Source organism: Plantactinospora sp. KLBMP9567, assembly GCF_033446045.1.
Classification (GTDB): domain Bacteria; phylum Actinomycetota; class Actinomycetes; order Mycobacteriales; family Micromonosporaceae; genus Plantactinospora.
Genome location: NZ_JAWQRR010000004.1, coordinates 99,245 through 117,795, shown reverse-complemented (window position 1 = coordinate 117,795; position 18,551 = coordinate 99,245). Strand labels below are relative to the sequence as shown.

General features: G+C 73.1%; 18 protein-coding genes and 1 pseudogene. 5 read left to right on the top strand and 14 right to left on the bottom strand.

The features are described 5' to 3' along the window. The first annotated feature begins 145 nt into the window (after positions 1 to 145). A complete protein-coding gene (locus tag R6Y94_RS02360; RefSeq protein WP_318394074.1) occupies positions 146 to 547 on the top strand; it encodes a VOC family protein in 402 nt (133 codons plus the stop codon). Here the strand turns inward: R6Y94_RS02360 and R6Y94_RS02355 are convergent. After that, positions 544 to 1,236 (bottom strand): helix-turn-helix domain-containing protein, encoded by a 693-nt coding sequence (locus tag R6Y94_RS02355; RefSeq protein ID WP_318394073.1) that lies wholly within the window; start codon positions 1,234 to 1,236, stop codon positions 544 to 546. The two genes, R6Y94_RS02360 and R6Y94_RS02355, sit on opposite strands and share 4 nt — an antisense overlap. 103 nt (positions 1,237 to 1,339) lie before the next feature. Between R6Y94_RS02355 and R6Y94_RS02350 the strand changes: the two genes are divergently transcribed. Continuing rightward, positions 1,340 to 2,494 (top strand): phospholipase D-like domain-containing protein, encoded by a 1,155-nt coding sequence (locus tag R6Y94_RS02350; protein ID WP_318394072.1) that lies wholly within the window; start codon positions 1,340 to 1,342, stop codon positions 2,492 to 2,494. 640 nt (positions 2,495 to 3,134) lie between these two features. On the opposite strand, the gene R6Y94_RS02345 is transcribed toward R6Y94_RS02350, so the two are convergent. Next, entirely contained in the window at positions 3,135 to 4,127 is a 993-nt protein-coding gene (locus tag R6Y94_RS02345) for a LysR family transcriptional regulator (protein WP_318394071.1), read from the bottom strand. A gap of 30 nt (positions 4,128 to 4,157) precedes the next feature. On the opposite strand from R6Y94_RS02345, the gene R6Y94_RS02340 reads away from it, so the two are divergent. Further along, the gene (locus R6Y94_RS02340) at positions 4,158 to 5,372 is read left to right on the top strand and encodes an EamA family transporter (protein ID WP_318394070.1); all 1,215 of its coding nucleotides are present in this window, start codon (positions 4,158 to 4,160) and stop codon (positions 5,370 to 5,372) included. A 748-nt stretch (positions 5,373 to 6,120) separates the two neighbouring features. On the opposite strand, the gene R6Y94_RS02335 is transcribed toward R6Y94_RS02340, so the two are convergent. The 3 genes and pseudogenes from R6Y94_RS02335 to R6Y94_RS02325 form a co-directional block, all read right to left on the bottom strand. Next, complete coding sequence (locus R6Y94_RS02335; RefSeq protein WP_318394069.1) at positions 6,121 to 6,801, bottom strand: response regulator; 681 nt, start codon at positions 6,799 to 6,801, stop codon at positions 6,121 to 6,123. After that, positions 6,798 to 9,338, bottom strand: coding sequence for a DUF4118 domain-containing protein (locus R6Y94_RS02330; RefSeq protein WP_318394068.1), 2,541 nt, complete (start codon positions 9,336 to 9,338; stop codon positions 6,798 to 6,800). Before R6Y94_RS02330 ends, R6Y94_RS02335 begins: the two co-directional genes overlap by 4 nt. A gap of 42 nt (positions 9,339 to 9,380) precedes the next feature. Beyond that, positions 9,381 to 9,752: pseudogene (locus tag R6Y94_RS02325) on the bottom strand (potassium-transporting ATPase subunit C); the annotation flags it as partial. 368 nt (positions 9,753 to 10,120) lie between these two features. Between R6Y94_RS02325 and R6Y94_RS02320 the strand changes: the two are divergent. After that, positions 10,121 to 10,543, top strand: a complete 423-nt coding sequence (locus R6Y94_RS02320; RefSeq protein WP_318394067.1) for an OsmC family protein — start codon at positions 10,121 to 10,123, stop codon at positions 10,541 to 10,543. A 24-nt stretch (positions 10,544 to 10,567) separates the two neighbouring features. On the opposite strand, the gene R6Y94_RS02315 is transcribed toward R6Y94_RS02320, so the two are convergent. Beyond that, a complete protein-coding gene (locus R6Y94_RS02315) occupies positions 10,568 to 11,515 on the bottom strand; it encodes an endonuclease/exonuclease/phosphatase family protein (protein ID WP_318394066.1) in 948 nt (315 codons plus the stop codon). Between the two features lie 399 nt (positions 11,516 to 11,914). Here R6Y94_RS02315 and R6Y94_RS02310 point away from each other — a divergent pair, with 399 nt between their 5' ends. Further along, a complete protein-coding gene (locus R6Y94_RS02310; RefSeq protein WP_318394065.1) occupies positions 11,915 to 12,775 on the top strand; it encodes a hypothetical protein in 861 nt (286 codons plus the stop codon). Between the two features lie 18 nt (positions 12,776 to 12,793). Here R6Y94_RS02310 and R6Y94_RS02305 read toward each other — a convergent pair whose 3' ends face one another. The 8 genes from R6Y94_RS02305 to R6Y94_RS02270 all read right to left on the bottom strand — a co-directional run bounded on the left by R6Y94_RS02305 (position 12,794) and on the right by R6Y94_RS02270 (position 18,431). Beyond that, positions 12,794 to 14,404, bottom strand: a complete 1,611-nt coding sequence (locus tag R6Y94_RS02305) for a polyamine aminopropyltransferase (RefSeq protein ID WP_318394064.1) — start codon at positions 14,402 to 14,404, stop codon at positions 12,794 to 12,796. Further along, positions 14,401 to 15,273 (bottom strand): hypothetical protein, encoded by an 873-nt coding sequence (locus R6Y94_RS02300; protein ID WP_318394063.1) that lies wholly within the window; start codon positions 15,271 to 15,273, stop codon positions 14,401 to 14,403. Before R6Y94_RS02300 ends, R6Y94_RS02305 begins: the two co-directional genes overlap by 4 nt. Next, complete coding sequence (locus R6Y94_RS02295) at positions 15,273 to 15,698, bottom strand: DUF350 domain-containing protein (RefSeq protein WP_412102674.1); 426 nt, start codon at positions 15,696 to 15,698, stop codon at positions 15,273 to 15,275. Before R6Y94_RS02295 ends, R6Y94_RS02300 begins: the two co-directional genes overlap by 1 nt. Positions 15,699 to 15,760: 62 nt before the next feature. After that, on the bottom strand, positions 15,761 to 16,186 hold the full coding sequence (locus tag R6Y94_RS02290) for a DUF4247 domain-containing protein (protein ID WP_318394061.1): 426 nt from the start codon (positions 16,184 to 16,186) through the stop codon (positions 15,761 to 15,763). Continuing rightward, positions 16,183 to 16,719, bottom strand: a complete 537-nt coding sequence (locus R6Y94_RS02285) for a DUF2617 family protein (protein ID WP_318394060.1) — start codon at positions 16,717 to 16,719, stop codon at positions 16,183 to 16,185. The genes R6Y94_RS02290 and R6Y94_RS02285 overlap by 4 nt, the downstream gene beginning before the upstream one ends. 4 nt (positions 16,720 to 16,723) lie before the next feature. Further along, on the bottom strand, positions 16,724 to 17,392 hold the full coding sequence (locus R6Y94_RS02280; RefSeq protein WP_318394059.1) for a DUF4178 domain-containing protein: 669 nt from the start codon (positions 17,390 to 17,392) through the stop codon (positions 16,724 to 16,726). A 174-nt stretch (positions 17,393 to 17,566) separates the two neighbouring features. Then, a complete protein-coding gene (locus tag R6Y94_RS02275; protein WP_318394058.1) occupies positions 17,567 to 18,013 on the bottom strand; it encodes a response regulator in 447 nt (148 codons plus the stop codon). A 112-nt stretch (positions 18,014 to 18,125) separates the two neighbouring features. Continuing rightward, positions 18,126 to 18,431 carry an STAS domain-containing protein gene (locus R6Y94_RS02270; protein WP_318394057.1) on the bottom strand — a complete coding sequence of 102 codons (306 nt, stop codon included), beginning with the start codon at positions 18,429 to 18,431 and terminating at the stop codon, positions 18,126 to 18,128. Positions 18,432 to 18,551: the final 120 nt, after the last annotated feature.

Below are 18,551 nucleotides of genomic sequence, written 5' to 3'. Positions count from 1 at the left end.
GGCCAAGTGGCGGAAAGCAGAACGTCGGATGCCGTTAAACACACCGTACGCCGATGATCCGCCGACCGCACCGGCACCCGGAACGCCGGGCCGGCAGGTCCGATTCGTTCAAGACGCGGACGCAACCGGTTCCTACGCTGGCCGAATGACACCGAGACTAGACGCATTCGGGCTGGTCGTGGCCGACATGGCCCGATCTCTCGCCTTCTACCGGCAGCTGGGACTGGAGATCCCGGCCGGTACCGACACCGAGCCGCACGCGGAGTTCACCCTGCCCGGTGGAGTGCGCCTGATGTGGGACACCCACGAGATGGTCCGCTCGATCGAGCCGGACTTTTCGCCGCCGACCGGGTCGCAGATGAGCCTCGCCGTCCGGTGCGCCGATCCGGCCGAGGTGGACAGCGTGTACGCCGAGATGACCGCCGCCGGCCACGAGGGCCGCCTCAAGCCGTGGGACGCGCCCTGGGGGCAGCGGTACGCGGTGCTGCTCGACCCGGACGGCAACGGCGTCGACCTCTACGCCCCGCTCGCACCCGCAGCCGGCTAGGACCTGACAAGCTGCCGCAGTGGTACCCCGGCCAGGCTCCTGACCTCGCGGGACAGGTGCGCCTGGTCGGCGTACCCGGTGCGGGCGGCGACCTCGGCGGCCGGCGTACCGGACCGGGCCAGGGCGAGCGCGCGGCGCATCCGCAGGATCCGGGCCAGCGTCTTGGGGCCGTACCCGAACAGTGCCAGGCTGCGCCGGTGCAGTTGCCGGGTGCCGAGCCCCAGCGCGTCGGCCGTGCCGGCCACGTCGCCGCCGACGGCGAGCCCGGCGGCCAACGGCGCGGCGAGCGGGTCCGGGCCGCCGTCGGCGGCGAGCCGGGCGGCCGCGACCGACTCCAGCACCCGGCCGGGCCGGTCGTGCGACGCCACCCGCTCGGCCAGCTCGGCCACCTCCGGTCCCGGCCAGAGCGCGGCGAGCGGAACCCGCTGGTCCCGCAGCGCGTGTGCCGGCAGCCCGAAGACCGCCGGGCCGGTGCCCGGCGGGAAGCGCAGTCCCACGTACCGCTCGCCGGCCGGTCCGGCGGCGACCTGGGCGACCGTGTCCGGGCCGGCGACCAGCAGGCCGCTCCGGCTGGACCAGATCAGGTCCATGCAGCCGTCCGGCAGGACCCGTCCCGGGCCGGCGTCGGCGGTCCGGGTGACCGTCCAGACGACGGCACCGGCCAGCCCGGACATCCGCTCCCGATACACGGCCCCCAGCCTGCCACCCGAACGGGTACGCCTGCCCGGTCCGGGGCCGGGTTTGTAACCAGGACGACACCGGTGCGGAGCCCGGGATGCGAACCTGTGCCGCATGGCGACCTTCGCCGGCAAGAAGATCGAGGCGTACGTCGGCCCTCGGGAACTCGGCGCGGCCGACGACCTCGAACAGGTGGTGGTCGACTTCATCGCCGGCGCCCGGGAGAGCCTCGACATCGCCGTCCAGGAACTCGACTCGGAGCCGATCGCCCAGGCGATCCTGGACGCCCGGTTCCGGGGCGTCAGTGTCCGGATGGTGCTGGAGCAGGACTACCTGCGGACGGCCAAACTGCCCCGGGTCACCGTCCGGGCCGGCGAACCCGAGGCGGACGCCCGGCGCCGGGCCCAGTGGGAACCGGAGCCCGGCAGCCGCAGTCTGGAGCCGAACCGGCGGATCGTCGCCGCGTTGCTGCGCTGCAACGTCGACGTCAAGGCCGACTACAACCCGGCGATCTTCCACCAGAAGTTCGCGGTCCGCGACTACCGGCAGCGGGCCGCCGGGCGGGCGGCGGTGCTCTCCGGCTCGGCCAACTTCACCGGCACCGACTGCCACCGCAACCTGAACCACGTCGTGGTCTTCCACGACACCCGGATCTGCCGGGAGTACGCCGACGAGTTCGCCCGGCTCCGGCAGGGGCGGTTCGGGCGCGGCGAGCACGGCCGGGTGCCGAACGCGTACAACGTCGGCGGGGTGCCGGTGAAGGTGCTGTTCGCGCCGGACCACACCCCGGAACTGGAGATCATGAAGCAGATGCTGAAGGCGACCGCCCGGGTCGACTTCGCCGTCTTCACCTTCTCCGGCTCGTCCGGGATCGACGACGCGATGATCGCGCTGGCCGCCGCCGGACGTACCGTGACCGGGGCGGTGGACCCCGGGCAGGGCACGCAGAAGTGGGCCGCCACCCACGACCTCGACCGGGCCAACATCGCGCTGTACGCCCCGATCCGCTCACCGGCCTTCGGCAAGCTGCACCACAAGCTGATGGTGATCGACGAGGCGGTGGTGGTCGCCGGCTCGTTCAACTACACGGCCCCGGCGAACCAGTTCAACGACGAGAACATCTTCGTGGTCGGCAGCCCCTATCCGGACCTGCCCCGCCGGGAGGGTGGCCCGACCAACCTCGACCGGTGCGCCGAGATCGCCGGCCTCTTCCGTACTGAGATCGAACGGATCGAACTCGCCGGCCAGCGGTTCCTCGGGCGACGGTAGCCCCGGGCCCGGCACTCCGCCGGTGCGCGCGGCTGCGCGACGAGCGGCGGCTGCGTGCCCTCGGGATCGCCCGGGCAGGCGGGCCGGAGTGCCCGGTGGAGCCGTCGGACGTCGGAGACGCGGGTGAGCCGGCGGTGGTCGAGGGGTCAAGGGCGTCTGGCGGGTCGACCCGGCACAACCGGGCCAGCCGTTCGCCCGGGCGGGGGCCGTGCGCGACTGGGCGACGGTGGCCGACGCCTGGGCGGCACTCGTCACCCTGCTCCGGGCGTCGATCCCCGCCCCGGTCCCCCGCCGCCCCTGACCGGCACAGTGCCTGGCCCCGCCTGGGCGGTATATGCCGGACGAGCCTGATACCACGGAGTCATCACGATGACTCGGTGGTATCACCGGTAGCGGGAAGTGTCGCTCCGGGGCGCCCGTGCCCGTCGCCCGGAACGCCGAGCCGAGGAGCAACCCGGCAGAGGCCGTCGGTTCTGCTCAGACCTGGTGTTCGACGCGATGCCGGAGGTAGTCGTCCGAGGAGGTGCGGGCGATGCGGATCGCCAGCGCCACGGTCTCGTGCGGCTCCTCGGGATAGGCGGCCACCCTATCCGCCGGGCGCGACCCGGATCCGCGCCGGGCGTGGGCCGGGTGAACCGGATCAGCCCGTGGGTACGCCGAGCCGGTGCCGCTGCTCCGACGTCGGAGCAGCCCCGGACTCGACCTGACCGGCGTCGTGTCCCACAGGCGGGTCGGCCGGGGGGCGTACCTGGGCCAGCGCCTCCAGCACGGCGGCGACCGCCGGATGGACGGGCCCGTCGCCGCGCGGGCGCGTCACCGCGAAGATCCGGCGACCGGTGACCGGCCGGAGCAGCGGCTCGACGTGCACCCCGGCCGGTACGTTGCGCAGCGCCATCCCGGGCACCAGTGCAGCACCGAGCCCGGCTGCCACCAGGTCCAGGGTGAGGGCGAAGTCGATCGCCCGGTGCCGGATGTCGGGCTCGAAGCCGGCCAGGTGGCAGGCGTGCAGGGTGGACCGGCCGCACGGGGTGTGCGCGGCACTGGCCACCCAGGACACGTCGGACAGGTCGGCGAGCCGCCCGGTGCGCCGGCCCCAGCCGAGCGGAGTGATCAGGTGCATCGGGTCGGTCGCGATCGGATGCCGGTCCAGCTCGGCGGTGGCGATCCCGGGCACGTGGTCGTACTCCTGCAGGACCGCGATGTCCAGCACGGCGGAGCGCAGGTCCAGCCGGCTCTGCTCGTCCTCGGCCTCGCTCACCCGTACGTCGAGGCTGGGGTGTGCGGCCATCGCCCGGGCGGCGGCCGGGGCGACCAGGGCGCCGGCCGCGGACGGGAAGGAGCCGACCCGGACCGTCCCGGCGACCCGCTGGTGCGCGACGGCCAGCCCGGTGACCGCCTGCTCGACGGCGCCGAGGATCCGCTCGGCGTGCCCCGCGAGCACCTGCCCGGCGGAGGTGAGCACCACGCCCCGGCCGGAGCGCTCGACCAGCGGATAGCCGGCCTCACGAGCGAGCTGGGCGAGCTGCTGGGAGACCGCCGACGGGGTGACGTGCAGTGCGGCGGCGGCAGCGGTCACCCCGCCGCGCAGCGCCACCTCGTGCAGCACGCGCAGGCGCCGGACGTCCAGATCCATGTAGGCACACTACAACGCCCGTTAAGAATCTTGAACTGGACCTTAAACGAGCTGGCCGGCAGCGTGGTCGGCATGAGATTTCCGCACCGCATGCAGGCGGTCCTGGTCGCCGCCCTCTGGGGAGTCAACTTCGTCGTCATCGAGGTCGGCCTCCGCGACCTGCCGCCGCTGGTGCTGACCGCGCTGCGGTTCGTCGCCGCCGCGCTGCCGCTGGTCTTCCTGGTCCCCCGGCCGACCGCGCGGCTGCGGTACGTGCTCGGCTACGGCCTGGTCCTCGGCGTCTTCAAGTTCGGCCTCCTCTTCGTCGCCATCGACGCCGGGATGCCGCCCGGGCTCGCCTCGCTGGTATTGCAGACCCAGGCGCTGGTCTCGGTGATGCTCGCCACCGCCTTTCTCGGCGAACGGCCGGGCGGTACGCAGTTCGCCGGGGTGCTCACCGGCTCGGCCGGGATCGCCCTGCTCGCGGTCGGCGCGGGTGGGCACGCCACCGCGATCGGGTTCGCGCTCACCCTGGCCGCCGCCGTCAGTTGGGCGCTGGCGAACGTGGTGGTCCGGGCCAGCGGCGAGACCCGGCCACTGTCGCTGCTGGTCTGGTCCAGCCTGGTACCGCCGCTGCCGCTGCTCGGCCTGGCCGGCGTGGTCGACGGGCCACGGGTGGTGTTCGACGCAATCACCGGGATGTCGTGGACCGCCGTGCTGGCGGTCGGCTACGTCGGGTACCTCTCCACGCTGGTCGGCTGGGGCATCTGGAACCGGCTGATCGGCACCTACTCGGTGGCCCGGGTCGCCCCGTTCAGCCTGCTGGTGCCGATCTTCGGGCTGGCCGCCGCCGCACTGCTGCTCGGCGAGCCGATCACCTGGGCGGAGATCGTGGCCGGTGCGGTCGTACTGGTCGGGCTGGCGCTGGTGGTGCGGGCTCCGGCCGGCCGGAACGCCGTCCCGGCGACGAGGGCGGCTACGGCTCCCGATCCGGCCGGCCGCGAGGCACCCGCCCGCCTCGGCTCTCGGAACGGCGGCACACGATCAGACCTGGAGCCCGAGGTACACCAGGATCACCGCGACGAGGATGCCGGCCAGCACGCTCCCGCCCACGGAAAGAAGCTGCCTGAGGCCATCTTGCCGGAGAGTAACCCGAACCGTTTCCGAGAAGGTCGGGCGCAGGCCCTTGACGACGAAGAGGTCATGCCCCAGCGCGGAGGTTATCGCCGCAGCCGAGGTGAGGTCGGCCGGCGAGCCGAGCCATGACTTCGCGAGCATCTCCTCGACATCCGGTATGAGCGCCGCTAGGCCGTCCTCGGCAAGCGACTTCTTGCAGTAGTCGCAGAGATAGGACGCCAGAACCTTCTGGCGCGCGTCACCGAGGAAGGGCGTGACGTCACATGGACAGCCCTTCGTCCCGAGATGCACCGAGCCGCGGAGCCGGCCACTCGCGCTCGCGATCGCCTCGCGTACGAGCAGGGTCAGAACGAACTCCAGAATGGATGGTGGGGTCATCGAACGGCGCCAGTTTCCGAGTGCGATGACCGACACCCCGCCTTGACGCATGCTGTAGTGGTTGTCGGAGAAACGGGCGGTCGACAGCACGGTCACCTGGCCCGGCGGCGGCTCCTTCGTACCAAAGCCGTTGCTGTACAACCGAAACAGATCGGCCTGTCTGATCTGGAAGGGGGCACATTCTCCGCGCAGCTTCTCGCGGTCCGGGCAGGAGCCCGGCCGCAGTGCCGCGAGGAAGGGATCGTTCGGGTCGAACGGGACGAACTCGAACTCGAAGCTGCGCTGGACCGTGTTCATCCTCAGGACCAGAAACCGGAGCGCCGCGTCGTTTACGTCGTCCATGTGGGACACGATCCCGATGCGGTGACGACGTCCCGAGGAACCGTCGGCGGTGCGAGCGTTCGTGGCATCAGTCATCAGCAGTCTCTCCAGCCAGGCCGGACGCCCCTGCGCCCAGCCACGGCGGAGCCAGGGTGACACATCGCCACCAACACCCGGGTCACGGCTGGAAGCGGTAACCCATCCCCGGCTCGGTGAGCAGGTGTCGCGGGCGGGACGGGTCGTCCTCCAGCTTCCGGCGCAACTGGGCCATGTACTGCCGCAGGTAGTTCGTCTCCGACTGGTACTGCGGGCCCCAGACGTCGTGCAGCAGTTGACGCTGGCTGACCAGCCGGCCCGGGTGGCGTACCAGGATCTCCAGCAGGTGCCACTCGGTCGGGGTGAGCCGCACCTCGGCGCCGTCGGCGGTGCGTACCGCGTGCGCGGTGAGGTCCACGGTGTGCCGGCCGACCTCCACCGCCGGCACCTCCTCCCCCGCCCCGGCGGCCCTCCGGGTTACCGCGCGTACCCGGGCCAGCAGCTCGTCCACCCCGAACGGCTTGGTGACGTAGTCGTCGGCACCGGCGTCCAGCGCCGCCACCTTGTCCTGGCTGCCGGCCCGGCCCGAGAGCACGATGATCGGCACGTTGGTCCAGCCGCGCAGTCCCCGGATCACCTGCACCCCGTCCATGTCCGGCAGTCCGAGGTCGAGCACCACGATGTCGGGGCGGTGGCTGGCTGCCAGCCGCAGCGCGGCCGCGCCGTCCCCGGCGACCTCGACGTCGTACCGCCGGGCCCGCAGGTTGATCCGCAGCGCGCGGAGGATCTGCGGTTCGTCGTCCACCACCAGTACCCGGGTCACCCGGCCCCCTCCTCGTCCGCCACGGGGAGCCGCAGCACCATGGTCAACCCGCCACCCGGGGTCTCCTCCGGCTCCAGGCTGCCACCCATCGCCTCGGCCAGTCCCCGGGACAGCGCCAGTCCCAGCCCTATCCCGGCGTGGTTGCCCCGGTCGCCCTGCCGCTGGAACGGCCGGAAGGCCCGCTCCCACTGCTCGGGCGGCAGCCCCGGGCCCTGGTCCACCACCCGCAGCTCGACGAAGCCACCGTGCTCGCTGGCGGTGATCACCGGTGGCCGGTCCGCCGGGCTGAACCGCAGCGCGTTGGCGACCAGGTTGACCAGTACCCGTTCCAGCAGGCCGGGGTCGGAGCGGACCGCCGGCAGGTGCGCGGGCAGGCTGACCCGGACCCGGCGGGCCGGTTCGCCCAGCTCGTCCAGGGCCGACGGCACCACGTCCTCCAGGCCGAGCAGCGCCGGTCGCAGCCCCAGCGCCCCGGCCTGGAGCCGGCTCATGTCCAGCAGGTTCGCCACCAGCCGGGTCAACAGGTCCAGCGACTCGTCGGCGGTGGCCAGTAACTCCTCCCGGTCGCCCGGGTCGAACTCGACGTCGGCGCTGCGCAGGCTGGTCACCGCCGCCTTCGCCGAGGCGAGCGGGGTACGCAGGTCGTGGCTGACCGCCGCCAGCAGCGCGGTACGCAGCCGGTCCGCCTCGGCGATCGGCCTGGCCGCCGCCGCCTCCTCGGCCAGCCGTTCCTGCCGGAGCGCCACGGCGGCCTGCGCGGCGAACGCCTCGACGATGCGCCGGTCGGCCGCCGGCAGCAGGCGCCCGCGCAGCACCAGCCGCAGGTCGCCGTCGACGCCCACCTCGGCGTCCCCGGCGGCGGGGGTGCCGCAGGGCTCTTCGCCGACGTTCGCGGCCACCCGCCAGGCGCGCGGGTCCCGTTGCCGGTCCGGGCTCTCCGGCGCGTCCGGGGAGCGTTCCAGCAGGGTGACCGAACCCAGCCCGTAGGTCTCGCGCAGCCGTTCCAGCAGTGCGGTCACCGGCCGGGCGCCCCGGACCACGCTGCCGGCGACCGCGCCGAGCAGTTGCGCCTCCGCGCTGGCCCGGGCCGCCTCCCGGGTACGCCGGGCGGCCAGGTCCACCACCCCGCTGACCGCGGCGGCGACCAGCAGGAAGACCACCAGCGCCAGCAGGTTCTCGGTCTCGGCGATGGTGAACCGGTGCAGCGGCGGGGTGAAGAAGAAGTTGATCAGCAGCGAGCTGAGCAGCGCGGCGAGCAGCGCCGGCCACCAGCCCCCGACCAGGGCGATCCCGATCACGGCGGCGAGGAAGAGCAGCAGGTCGCTGCTGAGCGACAGGTCGTCGGCGAGCAGCCAGAGCAGGTACGTCAGCAGCGGGATGCCGACGACGGCCAGCCCGAGGCCGACCAGCCGGCGCCGCCGGGACAGCGCGGCCGGCGGCGTCGCCGGCCGGCCCCGGCCGGCCCGCTCGTGCGTGACCAGGTGTACGTCGATCGGCCCGGAGAGCGCGGTGGTGGTGGCCCCGACGCCCCGGGAGAGGATCTGGGCGAACCGGCCCCGGCGGCTGGCCCCGAGCACGATCTGGGTGGCGTTGACGCCCCGGGCGAAGTCGAGCAGCGCGGTCGGGATGTCGGCGCCGATCGCCTGGTGGTAGCTACCACCCAACCGCTCCACCAGCAGCCGCTGCCGCTCCAGGGTGCCCGGGTCGGCGCCGCGCAGCCCGTCGCTGCGGGCCACGTGGATCGCCATCAGCTCGGCGCCCCTGCCCCGGGCCGCGATCCGGGCCGCCCGGCGGATCAGCGTGTCGCCCTCCGGTCCGCCGGTGAGCCCGACCACCACCCGTTCCCGGGTCTCCCAGGTGGCGGCGATGCCCTGGTCGGCCCGGTACCGGTCGAGCTGGTCCTCGACGGAGTCGGCGAGCCAGAGCAGGGCGAGTTCGCGCAGCGCGGTGAGGTTGCCGATCCGGAAGTAGTTGGCCAGCGCCGCGTCCACCCTGTCCGGGTGGTAGATGTTGCCGTGCGCCATTCGCCGGCGCAGCGCCTCCGGGGTCATGTCGACCAGTTCGACCTGCTCGGCGCCGCGCACCACGCCGTCCGGCACGGTCTCCTGCTGGGTCACCCCGGTGATCTGCGCGACGACGTCGTTCAGCGACTCCAGGTGCTGGATGTTGACCGTGGTGAGTACGTCGATGCCGGCGTCCAGCAGTTCCTGGATGTCCTGCCAGCGCTTGCCGTTGCGCGACCCGGGCACGTTGGTGTGGGCCAGTTCGTCCACCACCGCCACCTCTGGCCGGCGGGCCAGTACCGCGTCGACGTCCATCTCGGTGAAGTCGCTGTCCCGGTAGCGGATCGTCCTGCGGGGGATCGCCGGCAGGTCGCCGAGCATGGCGGCGGTGTGCCGGCGGCCGTGGGTCTCGACCAGACCCACGGCCACGTCCGTGCCGCGCGCCGCCCGGCGGTGCGCCTCCTCCAACATCGCGTACGTCTTGCCGACGCCCGGGGCGGCCCCGAGGTAGATGCGCAGTTGCCCGCGTGCCACGCTGCCGATCCTGCCTTATCTGTCGGGGCCGCCCGGTGCGGATCAGCCGCCGGCCGGCAGCTCGCGGTCCAGGGCGAGGTTGAGTTCCAGCACGTCGACCCGGGGCTCGCCGAGGAAGCCGAGCCCCCGCCCGTCGGTGTGCTCCTCGACCAGCCGGCGTACCTGGTCCGGGCTGGCGTGCCGCTCCCGGGCGACTCGGGCAAGCTGGATCTACGCGTACGCCGGGCTGATGTGCGGGTCGAGGCCGCTGCCGCTGGCGGTGACCGCGTCGGCCGGTACCGCCGGCTCGGCGGGTGCGTCGCCCCGGACCGGGGTGACCAGTCCGCCGGAGTAGTCCTGACCGGGTACGGCGCACTCCACCGGCACGCCGGCGAAACTGGCCAGGAACGGGGTGGTCGGGCAGGGCTGGTTGACCGGTCGAGGTGAGCGTGGTGATCGCGGCGAACGACGCCGAGTTGGCGACCCCGAACCGGGCCTCCTTGCCCTCCATCGCCGCCCCGAGTTCGTCACGAAGCTGACGGCGGTGTTCCAGGCGATGTGGTCGGTGACCGGGCCGAAGCCGAGCGAGAGCCACAGCTTGTCCTGCGGTCCGGGCGACCGTTCTCGACCGCCCGATCCAGGTAAACCCGCGGATCGGGTGGGTCCGGCCGGCCCTGACGGTTCGACTACACCGGCATGGCGGTTCTTGACGTGATCTTGACGGCTGCCCGGGCTGAGCTGCGGGTTTCCCGGCGGCCGTGCCGGGTAGCCCGGCCGGGGAGCCACACGGGGAGGGGTACGGGATGCCGGAATCGGAAGCCTGGGTACACGAGGCCACCGCGACGGCCGAGGGGGGCCGGCTGCGTACCGACGACGGTGAACTCTCCACCACCCTGGCCTCGCCGTTGGCGCCGCACTGCACCGGGCTCGCCCCCGAGCAGTTGCTCGCGGCGGCGTTCGCCTCCTGCCTGCACCACGCGGCGGTCGAGGCGGCCACCGGCATCACCGACGAGGCGCACACGGTCCAGGTCCGCGCCCAGGCCCGGCTCGCCCGGGACGCCGACGGGCTCTACCGGGCCGACGTACGGGCCAGCATCGCCTCGGTCGGCCTGAACCGCGACCAACTCACCGACCTGGCCCGGTACGCCGACCGGCTCTGGCCGTTCTCCAGCGACGGCGGCCGACACACCCTTACCGTCATCCCGGCCGACCCCGGCCGCCACTGATCCACCCCCGCTGGCGGGCGGCGGCTACCGGAAGCCGGCGGTCACCGCCCGGTGGTCGCTGGCCGGAGTACGGACGACCCGGGCGTACGCCGCGGTGAGCCCCCGGTAGAGCACGTGGTCGGGACGGGTCAGCGGCAGGGCGGCCGGCCAGGTGAAGCCCGGTCCCCGACCGGCGTCCGCCTGGGCGTCGTTGAGCAGTTCGGTCAGCGGCTCGATCATGCGGTCGGTGGTGGCGGTGTTCAGGTCGCCGAGCACGATCAGCCGTTCGGCGGGGTCCTGCCGGATCCGGGTGGCGAGCGCGGTCACCGTGCGGTCCCGGGTGCCGGTGTCCCCGGCCCGGGCCGAGCCGAGATGTACGACGTAGACGACCACGTCGCCGCCGGGTGCGGCCACCACCGCCCGCAGCGCGCGGGTCCAGGCCAGCCCGGTGTCGACACCAGCGTCCTCGCGGATCGGGAACCTGCTCCACAGCGCGATCGTGGAGACGGCCGCCCGGTACGGGTAGCGCCCGGCCAGCGTCCCGTCGACCGGAGTACGGGTGTCGCCGGAGACCTCCTGCAACCCGATCAAATCGGCCTCGGTATCGGCCAGGCTGGCCACCGTGCCGGCCGGGTCAGGGTTGCCGGCCCGCAGGTTCTGGCTGGCCACCCGTAGCCGCACCGACCCACCACCGCCGCCGGGTAGCCACGCCGTGCCGAAGAGCACCGCCCAGAGCAGGGCCGGCACCAGCGCCCCGGCAAGCGCGATCCGGGACCGACGCAGCACGGCGGCGAGCACCAGCAGCGGAACTCCGAGGCCGAGGAAGGGTGCACCGCTGTCCACCAGGCTGCCCAGGCCACGCACGTTGGGGATCAACCGGTGGCCGGCCATCAGCGCGGTCAACAGTGCGGCCGCGACCAGGATCAGCATGCCGCGGCGCCGCCCCCGCCCGGCCGGCCCGCCATCCGCCGGCTGGATCTTGCTCTCCGCCACCGACAGCATCGTATCGGAGCCGCTGTCCACCCGAGCCGACAACCGGACAGCATGCCCCCAGCCGGCCGGTCCGGTCACCCCGGGCGACACCAACCAGCGGGTCGACGGCGCCCGCAGCAGCCGCCCGACCATTCGGGCCAACTCCGGACGGGCCCGACCGGGCCAGCGGAACTGGACCGAACGACCGAACCGGGCGATCTTGGACGCCGGTCCGGGCGGCGGAGGCGCAGCGTGCCCGACCGGCACGGCCGCTGCGACAAGACGGACATGCCACATCTGTCCGGTCCCGCCCCGGTCGGCCTCCGGTGCCGACGACTGCCCGATTGACCAGGCAAAAGTGTGGCGCAGGCCACCGACCCGACCCGCCCCATTCAGCTCGGCGTTACCTAACCTCGGCGGGTGCATCACAGGGAACACACTGATCGTGGACAGGACAACGGAGCGCAGGCTGACCGTTCGGCCGATGTCGACTCCACCGACCAGGCAGCCGGCCGGCACCCGGCCGTCGCGCCGCGCCGGCTGCGCCGGACCCGGGCACTGCTCTCGTCCGGCCCGGTCCGAGTCGGTTCGGTCGCCGCGGTGGCCTGCTGCCTCGGCGCGGTGGTCTTCGTCGAGTCGCGGGCCGCGACCACACCGGTCGACCCCGCCCCGGCCAACCTGCTCGCCGAGCGCGCCGCCAGCGCGGAACGCCAGCCCGCCTCCCGGGCCACCGAACGGGCGCCCGCGCCGACCCCGACCCCGACCGCCACCCCCTCCGGCACGCCGACCGCCCGGCCGACGGTGACCCGGACCAAGGTCGCCCGGGCCAGCAAGAAACCCAGCCGGCCGACCCCGGTCGCCGGGCTCACCCAGGCACAGATGGACAACGCACACACCATCGTCCAGGTCGGGGTGAAGATGGACATCCCGCGCCGGGGGCTGGTGGTCGCGATCGCCACCGCCATGCAGGAGAGCAACCTCTACAACCTGGCCAGCGGCGTACTGCCGGAATCGCTGGACCACCCGAACCAGGGCGTCGGCTACGACCACGACTCGGTCGGGCTGTTCCAGCAACGGCCCAGCTCCGGCTGGGGCACCGTCGCGGACCTGATGCGCCCGGCGTACGCGGCCGAGCAGTTCTACGCAGCCCTGCTCCAGATCCCCGGCTGGCAGGAGATGAGCGTGACCGGCGCCGCGCAGGCGGTGCAGGTCTCCGCGTTCCCCGACGCGTACGCCCAGCACGAGGGGCGGGCCGGAACCGTGGTCGGTGCACTGGTCTGAGCGGTACGCCGGACCGGCTCAGTAGCGGCGCCACTCCGCGCGGGCGTACTCCAGCACCCGGGGGTGCAGCAGGGTGGACGGCGGCAGCTCCAGCCGGTGCCGGTCCGGCGGGAAGTTCGTGGCGGCCCGCAGCGTCCCGGTGTCCAGGTAGCGCAGTGCGGGTACCTCGGCCGGCAGCCCCAGCACCGGCGCGTCCGGCCCCGGGGCGGCGAGCAGGAACCCCCAGTCGCCGAACGAGGGCACGTCGACGTGGTACGGCAGCGTGCCGAAGCCGGCCGACCGCAGCGACGCCTCGACGCACCAGTACGAGCGGGGCGCGAAGTACGGCGAACCGGCCTGCACCACCACCCGTCCCCGGTCGGCGACCACCGCCCGGACCAGCGAGTAGAACTCCACCGAATAGAGCTTCGCGGTCGCCGTCTCGTCCGGGTCCGGCAGGTCCACCACCACCGCGTCGAACCGGGCCGGCTGGGCGCGCAGCCAGCCGAAGGCGTCGGCATTGACGATCCGGACCCGGGGGTCGGCGAAGGCGTCCCCGTTCAGCGCCCGTAGTTGCGGCTCGGTCCGGGCCAGCCGCACCACCGCCGGATCCAGCTCCACCACGGTCACCGAGCCGACGTCGGGATAGCGCAGCAGCTCCCGTACGGCCAGCCCGTCGCCGCCGCCGAGGACGAGTACCGAGCGCCGGCTGCCGGCGAGTGCCGGATGCACCAGCGCCTCGTGGTAGCGGTACTCGTCGACCGAACTGAACTGGAGGTCCCCGTTGAGATAGAGCCGCAGGTCGGTGACGCCCTGCGAGACCAGCGGGACCGACCGGGTCAGCACGATCTCCTGGTACGCGCTGCGCTCGGCGTGCACCACCGGATCCCGGAAAAGCTGCTGCCGGGCGGTCACCTCGAAGTCGGCGGCGGTCAGGTAGGCGTACCCGAGGACGAGGCCGACCACGACGGTGCCGGCGGCCAGCGCGACCCGGACCCGGGCGGTCAGCTCCCGCCGAAAGACCGTGCCGACCAGCGCCAACCCGGCCAGCGCGTTCACCACTCCGACCACCAGTACGCCACGGAGCTGGCCGAAGAAGGGCATCAGCAGGAACGGGAAGGCGAGGCCGCCGAGCAGCGCGCCGACGTAGTCGGCGGCGAACAGGTCGGCGACGGCGCTGCCGGCGGACTGTTCCCGGATCCGCTGCAACAGCACCATCAGCAGCGGGATCTCCGCCCCGATCAGCAGCCCGAGCAGCAGGGCGGTGCCGACCAGGGCCGGCGCGTAGAGGTCGAGCCAGGCGAAGGCGACGTAGAGGCCGAGCACCGAGAGTCCGCCGAAGAGCGCGAGGGCGAGTTCGACGACCGCGAACGCGGCGGCGGCCCGGTGCTGGAACGGCTTGGCGACCAGCGCCCCGATGCCCATCGCGAAGACCATCACGCCGAGCACGATCGACGCCTGGCCGACGGTGTCCCCGATCAGGTAGCTGCCGAGCGCCACCAGGGCCAGTTCGTAGACCAGGCCGCAGGCGGCGCAGACGAAGACCGCGCCGAGCACCGCCGCCCGGGCCGCCCGCCGCCGTGGCTTGCCCGCCGGCACACTCGGCGCGGTCTGCGGCCCCGCACCGGGGTCGGAAAGGGTGTCGGTCATCGGCGTCGACCGCGGCTGCGGCGGCCTTTCCGGGGTACGGCCGCGCTGCCGGCGCCCGGGCTCGGGTCGGTGGCGGACGCGACCGGCGGCGGATCCTGGTGCCGGCGCTCGAACACGCCGATCGCCAGGAAGAGGGCGGTGAGCAGGAAGAGCCCGGCGGCACCGAGCAGCAGAACCCAGCGGTCGCGCCAGAAGTCGTTCCCGGGATCGGGCAGCGGCGACGGTGCCGTCGAGGCAGCCGACGCGCTCGGAGCCCGGGTCGCCGAGCCGGCACCGTTCTCCGAGACCAGCAGCGGCAGCAGCACCGCCGCCTGGCAGACCGCCCAGCCGGGATCGTCGACGAACCGGTCGGGGTCGACGCCGAGCCGCTGAAGACCCCGGTCGAAGTCGATGTGTGCCAGGTCGGCGGAGCTGCTCACCCGGTACGAGGCGCTGTCGCTCGACTCGCTGCTCTCCGGGGTGTACCAGACCGCCGCGTCGATCTCCACCCAGCGGGGGCAGCGGGTCGGATCGCTGTCCACCGCGACGTTGTCGCCGAGGTTGGAGCCGACGCTCACCGGTGTGGCCTGGTACGGCGCTCCGCCGGTACGTAGCCGCCAGCCGTAACAGATCTGCTGCGTAGTGTGCGCCCGCCGGAGCAGCGTGACGGTGTCGGTCCGCTCGGCGGGCTCGGGCGGCGGCACCACCGTGCTGTCGTCGTCGGGGCTCAGCGCCGCGAGGACGATGAATCCCACGACGGCCAGGCTCACCACAACCGCCAGGACGATCTTGAGTCGCTTGGCGGTCTTCTCGGCCGCCTTCGCCCGCCCGGTGGCGATCCAGCGCGCATTCGCGCTTCCCCCGCTGCTTCCCTTTCCGCCGACGGCCATCAGCTGATCGCGGCCGCGATCACGGCACCGGTCGACAGGTGGACCACCGCCGACACCCAGACCGCCGGGTGCGGCTCCGGGTCGACCAGGATCTCGCCGAGCTGCCCCGGAGTGGCCAGGTCGAGCAGCAGGAACGCCCCGGCCATGATCAGCAATCCGAGCAGCCCGTACGCGGCGCAGCTCACGATCCCCTCGACGAAGTCGTCGTGGCTGACCACGATCGCGGTGGTGACGATGACGCCCACCCCGGCCAGGTTGGAGGCGAGCAGCAGCGCGGCGTTGCGGTTGCGGTCGACCCAGATCAGGTCGTGCAGCCGGCCCGGGGTGGCCAGGTCGACCAGCAGGTAGCCGACGGCCATCAGCACGAGCCCGACCACCCCGTAGGCGAGGGTGGCCAGCAGGTCGGTGGCAAGGGTCGTCAACACATCAGGCTCCGGAGGGATGAGGAGGTGGGGGTGGTAGTGAGCCGAGGGGATGGTGCCCTGGGTTACTTGCCGGCGCCGGGACCGCCGCCCCGGACCGAGCTGCCGCGCCCCCAGCCCCAGGCGTTGCCGACCGTGCTGGAGTAGCGGGGATAGGCGGTGACCAGGCGCTCCAGCAGGATCAGCGAGCCGCCGGCCAGCGGCAGGATCACCACTGAGTCCTCGTCGTAGCGCAGGTAGACGCCGCTGGCGTCGACGTACCGGTCGGCCGGCTGCCACGCCTCGGTGATCTCGTCGGCGACCACGCTCGGCGACCTGTCCGAGCGGTACGCGGTCGCGTCCCCGCCGATGTCCTGGGCCGCCGCCCGCACGTACCGGTCCCGCACGTAGCCGCGCGGGGAGAAGTTGCCGTAGAAGATGGCGAAGCCGGCAACCAAGGCGCCCACCAGTGCGAACGCGCCGCCGACCACGAACCACCTGCGGTACGTCATACCGCCGTCACCACCGTTTCCGTCTCCACCACTTCGCCGCTCTGCGGGTACGCGTGCCAGGTGCGCCAACCGATCCGGCCGGTCCCGCCCCCGCCCGGGTCGGGCCGGCGCGCCACCCGCAGCGCGGTGATCGCGTCCGGACCGCCGGGAAAGACCCCGACCAGCGCGTACGGGTCGCCGGCGAGGTCACGCCGCAGCCGGGCGGTCGCGGCCGACATCCGCGCCGGCGCCAGCCGCCGCACCCGGGCGGTGAACCGGTAGCCGGTGGCCGGGTCGGTCAGCGTCGCCGGCAGCTCGGGGCGCCGGCCCGGCAGGCAGGCCACCGTCTCGATCAGCCCACCGCCGGGACCTTCCAGCACCACCTGGTGGGAGGCGCCGAGCAGCCGGAGCTGGAGCCGGGTCCCGGGCCGGCCCAGTGGTGCCAGCCGGCCCAGGTCGAGCAGGTGGAGCGCGGGCTGTTCCGGGGTGTCCAGCGCGAGGCTCAGCTCGGCGGCGGTGGTGTCCTCGTACGCGGTGTGCAGGGTGACCAGCATCGTCTCAGCCGATCCGCCCCGCCGCCGGGCCGTCGGCGCCGTCCGTCGCCTGTGGATAGATCAGCACCTCGGCCCGGTGCAGCCGCTCGCCGGTACCGACCTCCCAGCGCCCGCTGTCGCCGTACGCCTCGAAGGAGAGCGGGGAGCCGTCGGCGGCGACGTAGTCGTGGTAGCGGACCGTGCCGGTCGGGTGCAGTCCGGTGCTGCCAGCCGAGGTGAAGGTGGCCCGCCCCGACTCGTCCCGCCGGTACCGCCGGCCGCCGACCTCCAGCTCGGCCGGGCCCGGGCTGACGTCAACGTCCGGTAGCGCGGTCCAGAGCACCAGTTCCAGGTCGGGGTCCTCCTCGACCGAGAGCCAGAGCTTGCTGCCGTGCGCGTCGTCGAGCAGGTGCTCGGTCCAGCCCCAGGCGCCCTCCCGGAACCGCAGCGTGCCGCGTACTCCGTACGAGGTGTGCCGGATCTCCACCAGGTCGCCGGGCTTGAGGGTGCGCGGGTCGCCGCGCAGCGCGTCGGCGTCGTCGTCGGTGCTCCGGAACGGATCGGTCACCCGGGTCCTGGCCGGCCCGGCGGCCCGCTTCCGGGCGGTACGCAGCGCGACCACCGCCACCAGCACGCCCGCCGCCGCGACCAGCAGACCCGCCGCCGCCACCAGGTACGCCGTCGCCCCGTCCAACGCCCCTGCTCCTCTCGATCCCGCTGGGCGCCGACGGTAACAAGGCAACGCACGCCGCCGACAGGGCATGATCGAAAGTGCAGCCGGTAGGCCGGGCGAGTATCGCCGGACGGCCAGCCGCCCGTCCGGCGGGCTCGGCCGGGCCGGCGTCGAGTCCGCCCGGCGATGCCCCGGTCAGGGGCGCTTCGGCAGCACCACGATCTGCCCGAAGAACTCGTCGATCCGCCGGATCACGTCGTTGAAGTCGTCGAGGTCGATCGGCTTGGTGACGTACGCGTTGGCCCGCAGGTTGTAGCTGCCGAGGATGTCGGTGTCGGCGTTGGACGTGGTCAGCACGACGATCGGGATCGTCCGCAGGTTGTCGTCACTCTTGACCTGGTTGAGCACCTGCCGACCGTCCATCCGGGGCATGTTCAGGTCCAGCAGGATCATGTCCGGCCGGGGAGCCTCCCGGTGCCGCCCCTCCTGGTGCAGGAACTCCATCGCCTCCTGACCGTCGCCGACCACGTCGATCGCCTTCGGCACCTCCGAGGTGGCCAATGCCTCCTCGATCATCAGGACGTCGCCCGGGTCGTCGTCGACGACCAGGATGCGTACGGGATTCGGCTCGGCTGCGTGCACGGCATACCTGCCTCTGGTCGTCGGGATGGAACGTGGCGACCCGCGTCACCAGCCTACGGTGTGGTGACCGGCAAGCTGTCGACCGTCGACGCGGCGTGCGAACTCTAACCGATCAACGGTCGCCCAATGCGGCCGGGTCATGCTGTTCCCGGTCATAACGGAGCAAGTCGTCCAGGCCACTGATCCGCAACACCCGCTCGACCCGCCCCGTCGCACCGGTCAGCCGCAGCCAGCCGCCCCGGGAGGCTGCCCGGTCATCCCCCCGGACGAACGCCGCCAGGCCGCTGGAGTCGCAGAAGGTCAGCTCCGCGAGGTCGGCGAGCAGGCGATGGTGCCCGTCGTCGACCAACTGGTCGATCTCCGCGCCGAGCGTCGGCGCGGTGGTGATGTCCAGTTCGCCGGCCAGGTGGAGGCGCACCAGTCGGGGGTGCGGCACATGCCTGACGGAGAAAACCACACCCGCCTCCGAACGCTCAGCAGCCGATACTTGCAGTCAGGCAAGTATACGCATCGACCAGAGACCCACATCGAGGCCCCG

Excerpts from the sequence above, each read along its gene's own strand:
- R6Y94_RS02320 (WP_318394067.1), top strand. The coding sequence starts at position 10,121 with ATGCCGGAATCGGAAGCCTGGGTACACGAGGCCACCGCGACGGCCGAG.
- R6Y94_RS02360 (WP_318394074.1), top strand. The coding sequence starts at position 146 with ATGACACCGAGACTAGACGCATTCGGGCTGGTCGTGGCCGACATGGCC.
- R6Y94_RS02345 (WP_318394071.1), bottom strand. The coding sequence starts at position 4,127 with ATGGATCTGGACGTCCGGCGCCTGCGCGTGCTGCACGAGGTGGCGCTG.
- R6Y94_RS02350 (WP_318394072.1), top strand. The coding sequence starts at position 1,340 with ATGGCGACCTTCGCCGGCAAGAAGATCGAGGCGTACGTCGGCCCTCGG.
- R6Y94_RS02290 (WP_318394061.1), bottom strand. The coding sequence starts at position 16,186 with ATGACGTACCGCAGGTGGTTCGTGGTCGGCGGCGCGTTCGCACTGGTG.
- R6Y94_RS02305 (WP_318394064.1), bottom strand. The coding sequence starts at position 14,404 with ATGACCGACACCCTTTCCGACCCCGGTGCGGGGCCGCAGACCGCGCCG.
- R6Y94_RS02300 (WP_318394063.1), bottom strand. The coding sequence starts at position 15,273 with ATGGCCGTCGGCGGAAAGGGAAGCAGCGGGGGAAGCGCGAATGCGCGC.
- R6Y94_RS02285 (WP_318394060.1), bottom strand. The coding sequence starts at position 16,719 with ATGCTGGTCACCCTGCACACCGCGTACGAGGACACCACCGCCGCCGAG.